The organism is Streptomyces sclerotialus, assembly GCF_040907265.1.
GTDB classification, from domain to species: Bacteria; Actinomycetota; Actinomycetes; order Streptomycetales; family Streptomycetaceae; genus Streptomyces; species Streptomyces sclerotialus.
In genome coordinates, this window is record NZ_JBFOHP010000002.1 from 520,331 (window position 1) to 534,173 (window position 13,843).

The following is a 13,843-nucleotide window of genomic DNA, read 5'->3' on the forward strand; positions in this document are numbered from 1 at the left end:
GATCACCTGCCACTTCCTCGAGCACCTCTGCCATGTCCGCACGCTATCCACACCCCCGAGGGCCATGATCACCGCCCCTCGGACGCGCACCCGGCCGCCGTGCCGGATGCGGGTCCGCTCCGCAGACGGCACGGTGGTGTGCATGAGCAGCGCCCGGATCGTCATCCAGCCGCCCGCCCCCGCCGGCGGGCGGCACGTGCACGTCGACGGGGAGAACCTCGGCCTCGCGCAGAGCGACATGGACGTCGTGGAGTTCCTGCGGCGGAGCGGGCTGCCCGACGCCGAGCCCCTGCTGGACGATCCGGCCTGGGTCGAATGGCGCGGCGGCGGGGCGCACGACTACGGCGGCCCCAGCGCCAGCACCGCGTGACCGCGCACAGGGATCACGGCCGGGACAGCCGTCTGCTGATCACCAGCCGCTGGATCTGGTTGGTGCCCTCGAAGATCTGCATGATCTTGGCTTCGCGCATGTAGCGCTCGACGGGGAAGTCGCGGGTGTAGCCGTAGCCGCCGTACACCTGGACCGCGTCCGTGGTGACCTTCATGGCGGCGTCGGTGGCGATGAGCTTGGCGACGCTGGCCTGGCGGCTGTACGGGCGGCCCGCGTCGCGGCGGCGGGCCGCGTCGAGGTAGGTGGCGCGGGCCGAGTCGACGGCGGCGGCCATGTCGGCGAGGACGAAGCCCAGGCCCTGGTGATCGATGATCTTCCGGCCGAAGGCGGTGCGCTCGTTGGCGTACGCCACGGCCGCGTCCAGCGCCGCCTGGGCGACACCGGTGGCGCAGGCGGCGATGCCCAGCCGGCCGGAGTCCAGCGCGGAGAGCGCGATCTGCAGGCCCTGGCCCTCGCTGCCGATGAGCCGGTCCGCCTCGATGAGCGCGCCGTCCCAGTGCGCCGCGGTGGTCGGGATCGCGTGCAGGCCCATCTTCTCCTCGGGCCGGCCGAAGGTCAGGCCCTCGGTCGCGCCGGGTGCGAGGAAGCAGGAGATGCCGCGGCTGCCGGCGGAGGTGCGGGCGAAGAGGGTGTAGAAGTCGGCCTTGCCGCCGTGGGTGATCCACGCCTTGCTGCCGGTGATCCGGTAGCCGGCCGCCTCGCGTACCGCCTTGCAGGTCAGCGCCGCGGCGTCGGAGCCGGCCTGCGGCTCGGAGAGGCTGTAGCCGCCGACCATGCCCCCGCCGAGTATGCCGGGCGCCCAGCGCTGCCGCTGCTCCTCGGTGCCGTACGTCATCAGGGCGTACGCCGACATGGTGTGCACGCTGGTGGCCACGGCGACGGCCGCCCAGCGGGCCGCCAGCTCCTCGATGACCTGGAGGTACACCTCGTACGGCTGGCCTCCGCCGTCGTACTCCTCGGGGTAGGGCAGGCCGAGCAGTCCGGCCTCGCCCAGGGTTCTGAAGAGGCCTTCGGGGTACAGCTCTTCGCGTTCGTGCTTGTCGACGCGGGGGGCGAGCTCCTTGTCGGCGATCTCGCGGGTGAGGGCGAGCAGGTCCTCGGCCTCCTGGGTCGGCAGCAGCCGGTCGATGGTCATCGTGCCTCCGTGGTGGTGCTGAGCGTGCTGGTGGTGCTGCTGCCGAGGCCCGCGAGCGCGGTGCGGGCCTGCGCGCGGAACTCCGCGACGCGGGCGAGCTTGATGTCCTCGTAGCCGCGGATCAGGTCGGGGAGTTCGGCGACGGCACGGACGGCGTCGGCGTTCTCGGGAGTCAGGTGGGCGAGCGCGCCGCGCACCAGCCGGCGGTACTCGCCGATCAGGGCGCGCTCGACGCGGCGGACCTCGGCGTATCCGAAGGGGTCCAGGGAGGTGCCGCGCAGTACGCGGCCGGCGCGCAGCGCCCGGAAGGCGGCCGGCGCGGTGCGGCGCAGCCGGATCTTGCGCTTCATGCCGAGGGCGCGCAGGACGGGCGGGTGCAGGAGGACGGAGACGGCCGCGCCGTCGCCGAACTCGTCGCGGAGCTTCGCCTGTTCGGTGGCGTCGAGGTGGAGCCGGGCCACCTCGTACTCGTCCTTGTACGCCATGAGCTTGTGCAGGCCGCGTGCGTAGGCGAGGGCGATGGCGGTACCCGCTTCCGCGCCGCCGCGCTCGTCGGCGAGGGCCGCCACCCGGGCGACGTCGTCGGCGTAGCGGCGCGCGTACCGCTCGTTCTGGTAGCCGATGAGGTCGGCGGCGCGGGTGGCGACGGCGGTCCGCAGTTCCTCGTCGGCCGGCTGTCCGGCGGCGATGGTCCTGGCCGCCGGGGTGACCTGGACGGCGGGGCGTTCGGGGGCGGCCAGCGCGGCCGTGACGGCGGCGCGGTCGAGGACGGCGGCGCGGCCCCATCGGAAGGCGGCGAGGTTCTTCTGCACGGCGGCGCCGTTGAGGCGGATGGCGTTTTCGACGGCCTCGGCGCTGACCGGGAGGCAGCCGTGCTGGTAGGCGGCGCCGATGAGCACCATGTTGGCCGGCATGTGGTCGGCGAAGAGTGCTTCGGAGAGGCCCTGTGCGTCGAGGTAGAGGTTGTCCGCGCGGCGGGTGACCGACTCGATGCGTTCGAGGGCGTCGGCGGGCGAGCCGGGCAGGACGACGCGGCCGGTGACCATGGCGGCGGTCGGTACGACGGCGGTGTTGACGACGGCGACGGTGTGCCCGGCGCGGGCGACGGCCATGTTGGTGTCGGAGGCGGCGCCGAGCAGGTCGAAGCCGATCAGGACGTCGGCGGTGCCGCGGGAGGCGCGCAGCGCGCCGGTCACCGGGGACTTGGCGATCCGCAGGTCGCTGAGGACGGGGCCGCCCTTCTGCGCGAGGCCGGTCTGCTCCAGCCCGGCGGCGTACAGGCCGTCGAGCCGGGCCGCCATCTGGAGGATCTGCGAGACGGTGACGACGCCGGTGCCGCCGACGCCGGGCATCCGCAGGAGCGTGCCGTCGGGGGTGGTCCGGCGTTCCGGTTCGCGCAGTGCGACCGGCAGTTCGGGGATCTTCCGCTGCTCCTTGCGGCCCGGTTCGACGAGCAGGAAGGACGGGCAGTCACCCTTGAGGCAGCTGAGGTCGGTGTTGCAGGAGGCCTGGTGGATACGGGTCTTGCGGCCGAACTCCGTCTCGACGGGCTGGACGGAGAGACAAGTCGACTTGTCGCCGCAGTCCCCGCACCCTTCGCAGACCCGCTCGTTGATCGCGACCTTCTCGACCGGGGTGGGCAGCTGGCCGCGCTTGCGCAGCCGGCGCTCCTCGGCGGCGCAGCGGTCGTCGTGGAGCAGGACCGTGACGCCTTCGGTGGCGGCCAGTTCGCGTTCGGCGTCGGCGAGTTCGTCGCGGTGCCGTACGGTCGCGATCGGGTCCAGCCGCACCCCGCGGTAACTGCCCGGGTCGGCGGTGGTGACGACGACCTTGCGTACGCCTTCGAGGGCCAGCAGCCGGATGACGGCGGGGATGCCGAGGCGGCCTTCGGCACGCTGGCCGCCGGTCATGGCGACGGCGTCGTTGTAGAGCAGCTTGTACGTCATCGTGACGCCGGCGGCGACCGCGGCGCGTACGGCGAGCGAGCCGGAGTGGTGGAACGTGCCGTCGCCGAGGTTCTGCACGAAGTGCGGGTCGTCGGTGAAGGGCGCGATGCCGATCCACTGCGCGCCCTCGCCGCCCATCTGGGTCAGCCCGACCTGGGTGCCGCGCCCGGCACCGTCCAGCGCGATCATCGCGTGGCAGCCGATGCCCACGCCGACCAGCGTGCCGTCGGCGGTGCGGGTGGAGGTGTTGTGCGGGCAGCCGGAGCAGAAGTACGGGGTGCGGGCCGCAACGGTGGGCAGGTCGATGCGGGCGGGCCGGGCCGGGGCCAGCGCTTCGAGGTGGGCGGTGACCCGCGCGGGCAGCCGGTCGGTGCCGATACGGCGGGCCAGCGCCCGGGCGACGTCCTCGGCGCCCAGCGTGGAGCGGGCGGTGAGCAGCGGGCGGCCGGTCTCGTCGCGGCGGCCGACGACGACGGGCGTCTCGGCGGTCCGGTACAGCGCTTCTTTCAGCGCGCCTTCGAGGAAGGGCACCTTGTCCTCGACCACGAGGACCTGTTCCAGGTCGCCGGTCATGGCCACCAGGTCCTCGTCCGCGACGGGGAAGGGCATGCCGATGCGGATCAGGCGCAGGCCCAGCTCCGCCATCTCCGTCTCGCCCAGGCCCAGGTCGTCCAGGGCGCGCTGGACGACGGCGTAGGAGGTGCCGGAGGCGAGGACGCCGAGGGTGGCGCGGCGGGCGGTGAAGGTCACCTTGTTCAGCCCGGCCGTGCGGGCGTACGCGCGGGCGAGGCCGAGGCGGCGGGTGAGCATGTCGTGCTCCGCGTCCAGCGCGGCGGGGCCGACCAGGGCAGGGGACGCGGGGCGCGCGGTGCGGTCCGGCTCCGGGATGCCCTGGCGCAGTGCGTCGAAGTCCAGGGTCGCGGAGGCGTCGGCGATATCGGCGACGATCTTCAGGCCCGTCCAGAGTCCGGTGGCGCGGGACAGCGCGACGGCGTGCAGCCCGAACTCAATGATCTCCGCGACGGAGCCGGGCGCCAGGACGGGCATCGCCAGGCTCTGGCACATCCGCTCGCAGGAGCTGGGCACGGTGGAGGACTTGCAGCCGGGGTCGTCGCCGATCCAGGCGACGGCTCCGCCGAGGGGTGCGGTGCCGGCGAGGTTGCCGTGCCGGATGGCGTCGGCGGCACGGTCCAGGCCGGGGTTCTTGCCGTACCAGTAGCCGGTCACGCCCGCGTGCCGGCGGCCCGGTACCTGGCCGAGCATCTGGGTGCCGGCCACCGCCGTGGCGGCCAGCTCCTCGTTGACGCCCGCCTTGAAGACCACGCCGGCCTCGTCCAGGAAGCGGGCCGCGCGGCCCATCTCCAGGTCGACCCCGCCCAGCGGCGACCCCTGGTAACCGCTCACGAAGGCCCGGGTGTCGAGCCCGCGTGCCTCGTCCAGCCGGCGCTGCTCCAGCGTCAGCCGGACCAGGGCCTGGACGCCCGAGATCAGCGCGCGGCCGTCGGTGGCCGTGTACTTGTCGTCGAGCGACACCGCGGCGGGTGGGGTGCTCACGCAAGCCTCCTCGACATCGTTGTGAAGGATCTTGGGATGGGGGTGGTGACGGACGGCACACAGCACAGCAACGGGAAGCGGAACGCACAAGCATCGGCAGAGAAATCCCCGGCAAGGCGCAAAGTATTTACGTCCAGGGCGAGTCGACGTACATTCCTTTGCATGCCTGAGGTCGACGACATCGATCACCGCCTGCTCCGCCTGCTGCGTGAGGACGGCCGCCGTACGTTCTCCGAGATGTCCGCCGAGGTGGGCCTGTCGGTGGCCGCGGTCAAGCGGCGCGTGGACCGGCTGAAGGACATCGGGGTGATCACCGGCTTCGCCGCGCAGATCGACCAGTCCAAGTTGGGCTGGGGCATCGAGGCGTTCGTGGAGCTGCGGTACGCGGGAACGACGCGGGTCAACGAGATCGTGCGGTCCGCCTACAACGTCCCCGAAGTACAGGCGGTCTTCACCATCGCCGGGGACCCGGACGCCCTCATCCAGGTACGGGTCCGCGACATCGCCCACCTCCAGCAGGTCATCGACGGCCTCAGGAGCGCAGGGCGGGTCACGGGCACCAAGACGCTGATGGTGCTGGGCTCGTGGAGCCGCACCTGACGGCCCGGATCCGGGCGGGGAGCCCGGCGACGGTCAGGCGCCGTCGCGGAGCAGGTGCGCGCTGCCGCTGGCGCGCCGTGCCGCCTCGCGGGCCTCGTCGGCCTTCCGATGGTGCTCTTCCGCCTCGTCGGGGTGTGCCCCTGCGAGGCGGTCGTGATGGCGGCCCGCCGCGTCCGCGGCATCGGCCAGCTCGGTCGCCAGCTCGACGAACCGCGCGCGCAGCCAGCTCAGCACCGCGTCCGGTTCCTCACCCGAGGGCCGCCCGGCAGAGCGGAAGACGGCGAGCCGTTCCGACGCCCGCAGCTCGCGGTCGATGGCTTGCTGCTCCCGGTCGTCATGACGGTCGGCGCGGCGCAAAGCGTCGGTACTGCGGTCGAGCAGCGCGCGCGAACGCAGCAGGGACTCGTACGCCCGCTGCCGGTGACCGGGCGCGCCGACACCCATCTCGCGTGCGCGGAGGTCGAGCCGGCGTTCCAGCTCGTCGAGCCGGGCCTGCCTGTCATCCTGCGCCCGCTCCCGTTCGTCAGCACGCAGATCACGCGCATCAGCGACACGGTCCCGCACGTCCGCTTGCCGGTCACGTTCGTCCGCGGCGCGCTCCCGTTCGTCGCAGCAACAGTCCCGTTCGTCCGCGGCACGGTCACGCGCGTCGGACACGCCGATACGCTCACTGTCCCAGTCGGGTCCTGGCCCGGCCGACGGCTCGCTGTCCATGCCGCCAGTATGCGCCGCCGGGCAGCTTTCGTCGCCGTCGCGCCGCGACTCCGGCGGTGCCGCCCCCGGCCCGGCGCCACCCGGCGTATGCCCGGATTGACCGCACTCACCCGCGGGAAGCCGTGTCACATGGCACAGGATCACACTCAGGCCCCGGTACTCGAAGCGCTCGCCGACTATCGTGACCTCGGGCGGCTCTCCTTCACGCCGCCCGGGCACAAGCAGGCCCGCGGCGCCGATCCCCGGGTGCGCGAGGTGCTGGGCGACGCCGTCTTCCACGGCGACGTACTGGCCAGCGGCGGCCTGGACGACCGGCGGACCACCGGCCGGGTGCTGGAGCGCGCCGAGAACCTGATGGCCGACGCGGTGCACGCCTCGCACACCTTCTTCTCCACGTGCGGCAGCTCCCTGTCCGTCAAGGCGGCGATGCTGGCCGTCGCGGGGCCGCACGAGAAGCTGCTCATCGGACGGGACGCGCACAAGTCCGTGGTGTCCGGGCTGATCGTCTCGGGCATCAACCCGATCTGGATCGACCCGCAGTGGGATGCGGACCGGCACCTCGCGCACGCCCCCTCCGCCGAGGCGTACGAGGCCGCCTTCGACGCCCACCCGGACGCCCGCGGCGCGCTGGTCACCAGCCCCACGCCGTACGGCAGCTGCGCGGACGTCGCGGCCATCGCCGAGGTCTGCCACCGCCGGGGCCGTCCGCTGATCGTGGACGAGGCGTGGGGCGCGCACCTGCCCTTCCACGCCGACCTGCCGTCCTGGGCCATGGACGCGGGCGCCGACGTCTGCGTGACCAGCATCCACAAGATGGGCAGCGGCCTGGAACAGGGCTCGGTCTTCCACCTGGGGGGCGACCTGATCGACCCGGCACTGCTGAAGTCCCGCGCCGACCTGCTCGGCACGACGAGCCCCTCGGTACTGCTCTACGCGGGCATGGACGGCTGGCGGCGGCAGATGATGCTGCACGGCGAGACGCTGCTGGGCCACGCGCTGGACCTCGCGGCCGAGGTGCGGAAGGAGATCGAGAAGATCGACGGGCTGCACGTCAACGACCGGACGGACTTCTGCGGCCCCGGCCTCGGGTACGACTTCGACCCGCTGCCCGTGGTCATCGACGTCAGCGGGCTGGGCACGACGGGGTACCGTGCCGCCGACTGGCTGCGCGCCCACCGCCACATCGACGCACACCTCTCCGACCACCGCCGGATCAGTGCCCAGATCACCCACGCCGACGACCGCGGCACGGCCGACCGGCTGGTCGCCGCGTTGCGTGACCTCTCCCGGGCCGCGCCCGAGCTGAGCCCGGCGCCGGTGGTCGAGATCCCGCCGCCCGCCCGGCTGCGGCTGGAGCAGAGCTGTCTGCCGCGGGACGGGTTCTTCGGTGCGACGGAGGACGTACCGGTGTCCCGCGCTGCCGGCCGGATCTCGGCGGAGATGCTGACGCCGTACCCGCCGGGCATCCCGGCCGCGCTGCCCGGCGAACGGCTCACCGGGCCGGTACTGGACTACCTGCGTACCGGCATCGAGGCGGGCATGAACCTGCCCGACGCCACGGACACCACGCTCGGCACGGTCCGGGTACTGCTGGAGGAGACGCACCCCTAGGCGCGCCCGCCCCAGCGCTCAGCTCCCTCCGGTGAGGCCGCGGCCCCCTCGGTGCCACGCAGGCCCTCCGGTGCCGCTCAGACCCCCTCGGTGACTGTGAAGAGGCCGCCGTCCGGGTCGCGCAGGGTGCAGCGGTGCCCGCCCCCCTCGGTCTCCACCGGCGGGGAGACGACCGCGCCCCCGGTCCCGACGGCGGCCTCGGCCGCCGCCTTGACGTCCGGTACGCAGAAGTGGACGTGCCAGCGGGGCCGGACGTGCGGGTCGGGTGCCGACTCCACCGCTCCCCCGCGCAGCTCGGCCACGGTGTGGTCGCCCTCCCGCACGATCACCCGCTCCTGTTCGTACGCGACGTCGCAGCCCTTGCCCTCCTGGTCGGCCCAGTGCAGGACCTCCGCGTAGAAGATGGCCGCGTCGAAGGCGTCACGGGTGCGCAGCTCCAGCCAGGCCGGGGCGCTGCCCTGGCCGACGGACCAGCCGGCGGGGACCCGGCCCGCCCAGATGCCGAAGGTGGCGCCGTCCCGGTCGGCGGAGATCGCGGCGCGGCCGGGCCCGAAGGCGCGGGGGCCGACGGCGACGGTGCCGCCGCGCTCCCTGATCCGGGCGGCGGCATCGTCGGCATTCCCGACGGCGAAGAAGGGCGTCCAGGCGACGGCGACGTGCAACGCACCCGCGAGCTCGCCGAGGCCCGCGACCGGGTTGCCGTCCCGGTAGGCCACGGAGAACTCCTCGCCCAGCGCACCGGGCCGGAAGGACCAGCCCAGCACCGCGCCGTAGAACTCCTCGGCCGCCTTCAGGTCACGCGCGCTCAGGCTGACCCAGCACGGAACTCCTGGCACAGGTTCGGTCGACGCCATGCTGGACGTCACTCCTTTCGCTCCGGCCGGGCTTCCCTGCACCGGTCACCCCGCTCCACGACGCACGGCGTGCGTGCGCGCGCCGGCACCGCGACGCTGCGCGCGAACGGCCGCGCGGGGTCCGGGCCCGGCCTGATCCACTCGCCCCACAGTGTCATCCGTGGGCCGGGGACACACGTGGACGACACCCCGGTACCGCCCGTCCGAAAGCGTCGGAAGTACCGGCCGCGGGACCCGCCGGGCCCGCCCGGTCAGCCGGCCGGCACTCCTGAGGCTACGCCTGCCGACGGAAAGCGGCAGGCCACACGGTGTCCGGGGGTGCCGGCTCGGCGGGCGGCGGCTCGGTTGTCGCGCACCTCGCGTGCGAGGGGGCAGCGGGTGCGGAACCGGCAGCCCGAGGGCGGCCCGGCGGCCGTCAGCGGGCCGTGTACGCGCCGCCTGAGGCGTACGGTCACGTCTCACCACTGTCGTCGCGCCGGCCCGCGCTGCACCGCGCGTACATCGGGAGGACGAACCAGCAGAGGATGAACCACACGAGCATGCCGCCGACGAGCCACAGCGCGCCGGTGCCGTGCAGCGCGACGCGCAGGATCAGCAGCATGGCCGACACCATGGTGCACAGCAGCAGGACGAGTCCGAGCACCGTGAGCCGGGACGCCCAGGTCACGGTCTGCGGCTTGAGCCGGTGCCCCGTCACCAGACGGTGCAGCGACACCGGGCCGATGAGGGCACCGGTCGTCGCCGCGCCCAGGACGACGGTGACGACGTAGATGTCCCGGCCGAGGGCGTCGAGCTCCTCGAAGCCGGGCTGGAAGACGACCGTGAGCAGGAAACCGAAGAGAATCTGCACCCCGGTCTGCGCCACGCGCAGCTCCTGGAGCAGTTCACCCCATCGCCGGTCCGCACGCTCCTCGGCCGTCTCGTGTCTGCCGCGCGCCAGGTCGCTCATCGGTGCCCTCCGCAGCGGGTCGGTCAGTCGGGCGGCTCCGGCGCGGGGGTGCCGGGCGGTGTGCCGGGCTGTTCCTCCGGAGGCGTGTCAGGCTCCGCCGGGCCGGGGGTCGCCGGTTCTTCGGGGGTCTCCGCCGGCGGTTCGGGGTCGCGCGGTACGGGTTCCGGCTCTCGGGGAGCGGATCCGGGCGGGGGCCCGTATCCACCGGAATCCGGATCATTGGTGCTGGTCATCGCACCTCCTCACGCAGAAAGGTATGCCGCTGACCGGCATCGCGCATGCAGACGTCGTCGATCGTGGCGAACGGACATCACCGCGCGCCCCGTCCGGGTCCGGTTACCCGTCACCGCGTGGCTCAATCAGGCCGGCCTACCGCGTCAGCGGCGGCTATCCCGCGCCGTACGCCTCGCCGCCCAGTTCCAGCGTGGCCGTACCGGCGGTGGTGTCGGCGAGCCAGGCGCGGAAGGCGGGCAGCTCGCTCTCCGGGAGGCCGATCTCGATCGTGACGGCCTCGGCGTAACGGACGTCCCGGACGTCGCGCCCGGTGGCGCGCAGATCGTTCTCGACCTTGCCGGCCCGCTGGTGGTCGACGGTGACCGTGACCAGCCGGAAGCGGCGTCGGGTGACGGTGCCCAGCGCGTCCAGGGCTTCGCCGACCACGCCGCCGTACGCCCTGATCAGGCCGCCGGCGCCGAGCTTGATGCCGCCGAAATAGCGGGTCACGACGGCGACGACGTACCGCATCTCCCGCCGGACCAGCATCTGGAGCATCGGGACGCCCGCCGTGCCGCCCGGTTCCCCGTCGTCGCTCGCCTTCTGGACGGAACCGTCGGCGCCGAGGACGTAGGCGAAGCAGTTGTGCCGGGCCGTGGGGTGCTCCTTGCGGATGCGCGCGATGAACTCCTGCGCCTCGGCCTCGGTCGCCACCGGCGCGAGCGCGCAGATGAAGCGAGACTTGTTGATCTCGATCTCGTGGACGCCCTCGGCGGCGAGGGTGCGGTACTGCTCCTGCATCACGCCACCCTAATAGGCGGCCGGTCCGCCCTTTCCGGCGGTGCCGGTGACCGGGTACCGCCGGACGGCCGCCGCGGGGCCGGACACGGGGCCGGCCGGCGGGACGGGCAGCGGCCTGGTCCGGTCCAGGACGTCGGCCACGACCGGGCCGGTCAGTGCCCTCACCTCGGCGACGAAACGGGCCCGCCGTACGCCCAGGCGGCGCAGCGCAGCGCCGTGGTCCAGCGCCACGAACACCGCCGCGCCCAGCGTCAGGGCACGCCAGCCCGCCATCGTCAGCACCCGCGGCGCACGGCCCGGCAACTCGTCGAGGGAGGCGCGCAGCCGGCGGCAGTGGAACGGTATGTGGCGCCGCTCATCGGCCAGTATCAGGGCCGCGACCTCGGAGACCAGCGGGTCCTGCGCCCCGTCGCGCACCGCCCGGTAGTACCGCACCGCCACGAGCTCGGCGACCATCAGGACCAGCAGCTCGGTGCGCATCCCGAGCAGTCGCCGCAGCCGTACGAAGACCCGGTCGCTCCAGCACGACGCGAGGACCGGCCGGCCGCCGGCGGCCAGCAGCCGGGCCAGCAGCCGGGCGTGGTTCCGCTCCTCGGCGACGAACAGCCGGACCGCGGCGGCGTAGTCGCCGTCCCCCGCCGCGTCGGCCTTGCCGATCAGGTTCGCGCCGTCCCCGTCCTCGCCCACCTGGAACCGCTGGAGGCTGCGCCACACCGCCCCCGGCGCCCGTGCGCCCCGCGCCCAGTCGGGATCGCCGGTCCGCTCCCGCCACTCCGCCTGCGCCGTGAAGTGCCGTGTCCACTCGGCGAATTCACCCGTCACCATCAGCCGGCCGCCCCCGTTTCCGATATCACGCGTACCAGCCGGAACAGTAGTACGTGCGGCACCGGCTGTACCGGGTCGTCCGGTACGGGCGGCCGGCTCCGGCTGCACCGGGGTCCGGTCGGGCAGCCGGCTCCGGCGGTTCCGCGGGCGGCTACAGACGGACCGGCAGCGCGGTCAGCCGCCAGCTGCCCGGTACCGCCGCACGCCGCAGATCGCCCGGATCGACGGCGAGGGACAGCCCGGGGTAGCGGCTGAACAGCCGGCCGAACGCGACCTCGCCCTCCTGACGGGCGAGCGAGGCGCCCAGGCAGTAGTGCATGCCGTGACCGAAGCCGACGTGATTCTCGGCCTTCCCCACCGGGTGGCGGGTCAGGTCGAGCCGGTCGGGATCGGCGTAGTGGCGGGGATCCCGGTTGGCGCCGACCAGCAGGAGCTGCACCGCCTCACCCTTGCGGATCAGGGTGCCCCCGATCTCCGCGTCCTCGGCGGCGAACCGCAGCTGGGTCATGTGCACCGGCCCGGCCCAGCGCATCAGCTCGTGGACGGCGGACGGTACCAGCGCCGGGTCCTTCCGCAGCAGGGCCAGCTGGTCGGGATGGGTGAGCAGCGCGGCCGTGCCGTTGGTGATGAGGTGCGCCGTCGTCTCGTGCCCGGCGAGCACCAGGGTGAGGATCATGGTGACCATCTCGACGTCGCTGAGCCGGTCGCCGTCGTCGTCATGGGCGCGGATCAGCTCGCTGAGGAGGTCGTCGGTGAGCGCTTCGCGCCGCTCCCTGATCAGCCCGTGTACGTGGTCGATCATGGCGGGGAACGCCCGGGACAGCCGCTCCGGCTCCATCGTGATGAGGTCGGCGCCCCAGGCCCGCCACTGGGGCCGGTCCTCCTCGGCGATGCCGACCAGCTCGCAGATGACCGTGATCGGCAGCGGGTAGGCGAAGTGCGGGAGCAGGTCGACGACCCCGTCCTCGGCGTGGTCCGGGAGCCGGGAGAGCAGGTCGTCGGCTATCTCCTCGACCCGCGGCCGCAGGTCGTTGATCTTGCGTGCGGTGAAGGCCCGGGACACCAGGCGGCGGAGCCGGGTGTGGTCGGGCGCGTCGTTGTTGAGGATGGAGCCACGCATGTAGACGTGAAGGTGCTCGGGCATGCCCAGCATGTCCAGCCACCGGGTCAGCGGGTCCTCGCGCGCACCGCCCGCCGACACCACCGCCGGATTGTTCACGAACCGCTGGTCCCGCAGGACTTCACGGACCTCGTCGAAGCGGGTCACGAGCCATACGGGCGAGTCGTCCACGAACCGGCCACGGACGACGGGCCCCTTCTCGCGCAGCGCGCCGTAGCCGCCGAAGGGGTCGGCGAGGAGCGCGGGGTCGGCGACGTTCGGCTCACCCGGGTGCTTGCCGACGTACGCGGCGAGCGGGGTGGGCGGAGTGGCGGGTGCTTCGGTCATCGTGCGCTCTCCTCCAGGTCGTGGGGGGTGGGGACGTCACTCACGCAGTTGCCGGCGCATCTCCCGTTCGCTGAGCTCCGCCAGGCGCTCGAAAACGGGGATGATCTCCGGCGCGGCGGCGACAGCGGCCTCGTGAGTACGGGCCGCGGCCGGGCCGGCGCCCGGGTCCGGATCGGGGCCCGGGTCCGGATCGGGGCCCGGGTCCGGATCGGGGCCGCCCGGGGTCTCCAGTGCGGCCCGTACCGTACGGGCGAGGATGCGGGACCGGTCCGCCGCGTTCTGCGGGGCACGGTCGTGCAGCAGTGCTTCGGAGAGGAAGAAGCCGGAGGCGGTCGCCAGCAGCGCGTACTGCTGCTCCTCGACGGTCATGTCCGTGCGTACCAGCCCGTGCGCGCGCAGCACTTCTAGGTAGCGGCGCACCACCTCGTTGCCGTACGCGGCGAGCTCGGCGAGCTCCTTCTTGGCGATGTCGTTGAACCGGCCGAGGATGTCGGCGTCGTCGTGGTAGAAGGCGCGCAGTACCGGGTCCGCCAGGAAGTCCAGGTACACCCCGCGCATCATCCGGCTCGGCAGGACCTCCAGCGGGTCGTCGCGCATGCGCGCCAACTGGGAACGGTGGCTGCGGAGTTTGGACCGCAGCACGACGGCCAGGAAGAGCGCGTCCTTGGTCTTCCAGTGCAGGTAGACCGTGCCCTTGCCGACCTGGGCGCGGCGGGCGATCTCGTCGATGGTGACGCGCCGGTATCCCCACGCGACCAGCAACTCCCCCGCCGCGTCCAGAATCCGCTCACCGCGCTCCACCG

The 13,843-nt window shown here is 73.3% G+C and carries 13 protein-coding genes; 3 read left to right on the top strand and 10 right to left on the bottom strand.

All coding sequences use genetic code 11. The annotated features are described in order from the left end of the window. The first annotated feature begins 142 nt into the window (after positions 1–142). Positions 143–370: a hypothetical protein gene (locus AAC944_RS02460; protein ID WP_030607205.1), complete on the top strand. Its 228-nt coding sequence runs from the start codon at positions 143–145 to the stop codon at positions 368–370. 13 nt (positions 371–383) lie between these two features. On the opposite strand, the gene AAC944_RS02465 is transcribed toward AAC944_RS02460, so the two are convergent. Next, positions 384–1,526, bottom strand: coding sequence for an acyl-CoA dehydrogenase family protein (locus AAC944_RS02465; RefSeq protein ID WP_030607202.1), 1,143 nt, complete (start codon positions 1,524–1,526; stop codon positions 384–386). Beyond that, entirely contained in the window at positions 1,523–5,026 is a 3,504-nt protein-coding gene (locus AAC944_RS02470) for an indolepyruvate ferredoxin oxidoreductase family protein (RefSeq protein WP_051871277.1), read from the bottom strand. Before AAC944_RS02470 ends, AAC944_RS02465 begins: the two co-directional genes overlap by 4 nt. A 162-nt stretch (positions 5,027–5,188) precedes the next feature. On the opposite strand from AAC944_RS02470, the gene AAC944_RS02475 reads away from it, so the two are divergent. Then, a complete protein-coding gene (locus AAC944_RS02475) occupies positions 5,189–5,626 on the top strand; it encodes an Lrp/AsnC family transcriptional regulator (protein ID WP_030607195.1) in 438 nt (145 codons plus the stop codon). Positions 5,627–5,659: 33 nt separating this feature from the next. Here the strand turns inward: AAC944_RS02475 and AAC944_RS02480 are convergent, their stop codons facing one another. Next, positions 5,660–6,340 (bottom strand): hypothetical protein, encoded by a 681-nt coding sequence (locus AAC944_RS02480; RefSeq protein ID WP_051871276.1) that lies wholly within the window; start codon positions 6,338–6,340, stop codon positions 5,660–5,662. Between the two features lie 129 nt (positions 6,341–6,469). Between AAC944_RS02480 and AAC944_RS02485 the strand changes: the two genes are divergently transcribed. Then, entirely contained in the window at positions 6,470–7,951 is a 1,482-nt protein-coding gene (locus AAC944_RS02485; RefSeq protein WP_030607189.1) for an aminotransferase class I/II-fold pyridoxal phosphate-dependent enzyme, read from the top strand. A 77-nt stretch (positions 7,952–8,028) separates the two neighbouring features. Here AAC944_RS02485 and AAC944_RS02490 read toward each other — a convergent pair whose 3' ends face one another. The 7 genes from AAC944_RS02490 to AAC944_RS02520 form a co-directional block, all read right to left on the bottom strand. Next, positions 8,029–8,805: a VOC family protein gene (locus tag AAC944_RS02490; RefSeq protein WP_051871275.1), complete on the bottom strand. Its 777-nt coding sequence runs from the start codon at positions 8,803–8,805 to the stop codon at positions 8,029–8,031. Positions 8,806–9,256: 451 nt separating this feature from the next. After that, complete coding sequence (locus tag AAC944_RS02495; protein WP_030607182.1) at positions 9,257–9,754, bottom strand: DUF6328 family protein; 498 nt, start codon at positions 9,752–9,754, stop codon at positions 9,257–9,259. A 23-nt stretch (positions 9,755–9,777) separates the two neighbouring features. Next, positions 9,778–9,987 (bottom strand): hypothetical protein, encoded by a 210-nt coding sequence (locus tag AAC944_RS02500; RefSeq protein ID WP_078888226.1) that lies wholly within the window; start codon positions 9,985–9,987, stop codon positions 9,778–9,780. Positions 9,988–10,141: 154 nt separating this feature from the next. Continuing rightward, complete coding sequence (locus AAC944_RS02505) at positions 10,142–10,768, bottom strand: YigZ family protein (protein WP_030607179.1); 627 nt, start codon at positions 10,766–10,768, stop codon at positions 10,142–10,144. Between the two features lie 9 nt (positions 10,769–10,777). Continuing rightward, a complete protein-coding gene (locus tag AAC944_RS02510) occupies positions 10,778–11,593 on the bottom strand; it encodes a ferritin-like domain-containing protein (RefSeq protein ID WP_063759849.1) in 816 nt (271 codons plus the stop codon). Between the two features lie 151 nt (positions 11,594–11,744). Continuing rightward, a complete protein-coding gene (locus tag AAC944_RS02515; protein ID WP_030607173.1) occupies positions 11,745–13,040 on the bottom strand; it encodes a cytochrome P450 family protein in 1,296 nt (431 codons plus the stop codon). A gap of 36 nt (positions 13,041–13,076) precedes the next feature. Further along, on the bottom strand, positions 13,077–13,841 hold the full coding sequence (locus AAC944_RS02520) for a TetR/AcrR family transcriptional regulator (protein WP_037771039.1): 765 nt from the start codon (positions 13,839–13,841) through the stop codon (positions 13,077–13,079). Between the last annotated feature and the right edge of the window lie 2 nt (positions 13,842–13,843).

Bases quoted from the DNA above. Each gene is read 5' to 3' on its own strand.
- AAC944_RS02495 (WP_030607182.1), bottom strand. From the start codon at position 9,754: ATGAGCGACCTGGCGCGCGGCAGACACGAGACGGCCGAGGAGCGTGCG.
- AAC944_RS02475 (WP_030607195.1), top strand. From the start codon at position 5,189: ATGCCTGAGGTCGACGACATCGATCACCGCCTGCTCCGCCTGCTGCGT.
- AAC944_RS02490 (WP_051871275.1), bottom strand. From the start codon at position 8,805: ATGGCGTCGACCGAACCTGTGCCAGGAGTTCCGTGCTGGGTCAGCCTG.
- AAC944_RS02515 (WP_030607173.1), bottom strand. From the start codon at position 13,040: ATGACCGAAGCACCCGCCACTCCGCCCACCCCGCTCGCCGCGTACGTC.
- AAC944_RS02465 (WP_030607202.1), bottom strand. From the start codon at position 1,526: ATGACCATCGACCGGCTGCTGCCGACCCAGGAGGCCGAGGACCTGCTC.
- AAC944_RS02460 (WP_030607205.1), top strand. From the start codon at position 143: ATGAGCAGCGCCCGGATCGTCATCCAGCCGCCCGCCCCCGCCGGCGGG.
- AAC944_RS02480 (WP_051871276.1), bottom strand. From the start codon at position 6,340: ATGGACAGCGAGCCGTCGGCCGGGCCAGGACCCGACTGGGACAGTGAG.
- AAC944_RS02505 (WP_030607179.1), bottom strand. From the start codon at position 10,768: ATGCAGGAGCAGTACCGCACCCTCGCCGCCGAGGGCGTCCACGAGATC.
- AAC944_RS02510 (WP_063759849.1), bottom strand. From the start codon at position 11,593: ATGGTGACGGGTGAATTCGCCGAGTGGACACGGCACTTCACGGCGCAG.
- AAC944_RS02500 (WP_078888226.1), bottom strand. From the start codon at position 9,987: ATGACCAGCACCAATGATCCGGATTCCGGTGGATACGGGCCCCCGCCC.
- AAC944_RS02485 (WP_030607189.1), top strand. From the start codon at position 6,470: ATGGCACAGGATCACACTCAGGCCCCGGTACTCGAAGCGCTCGCCGAC.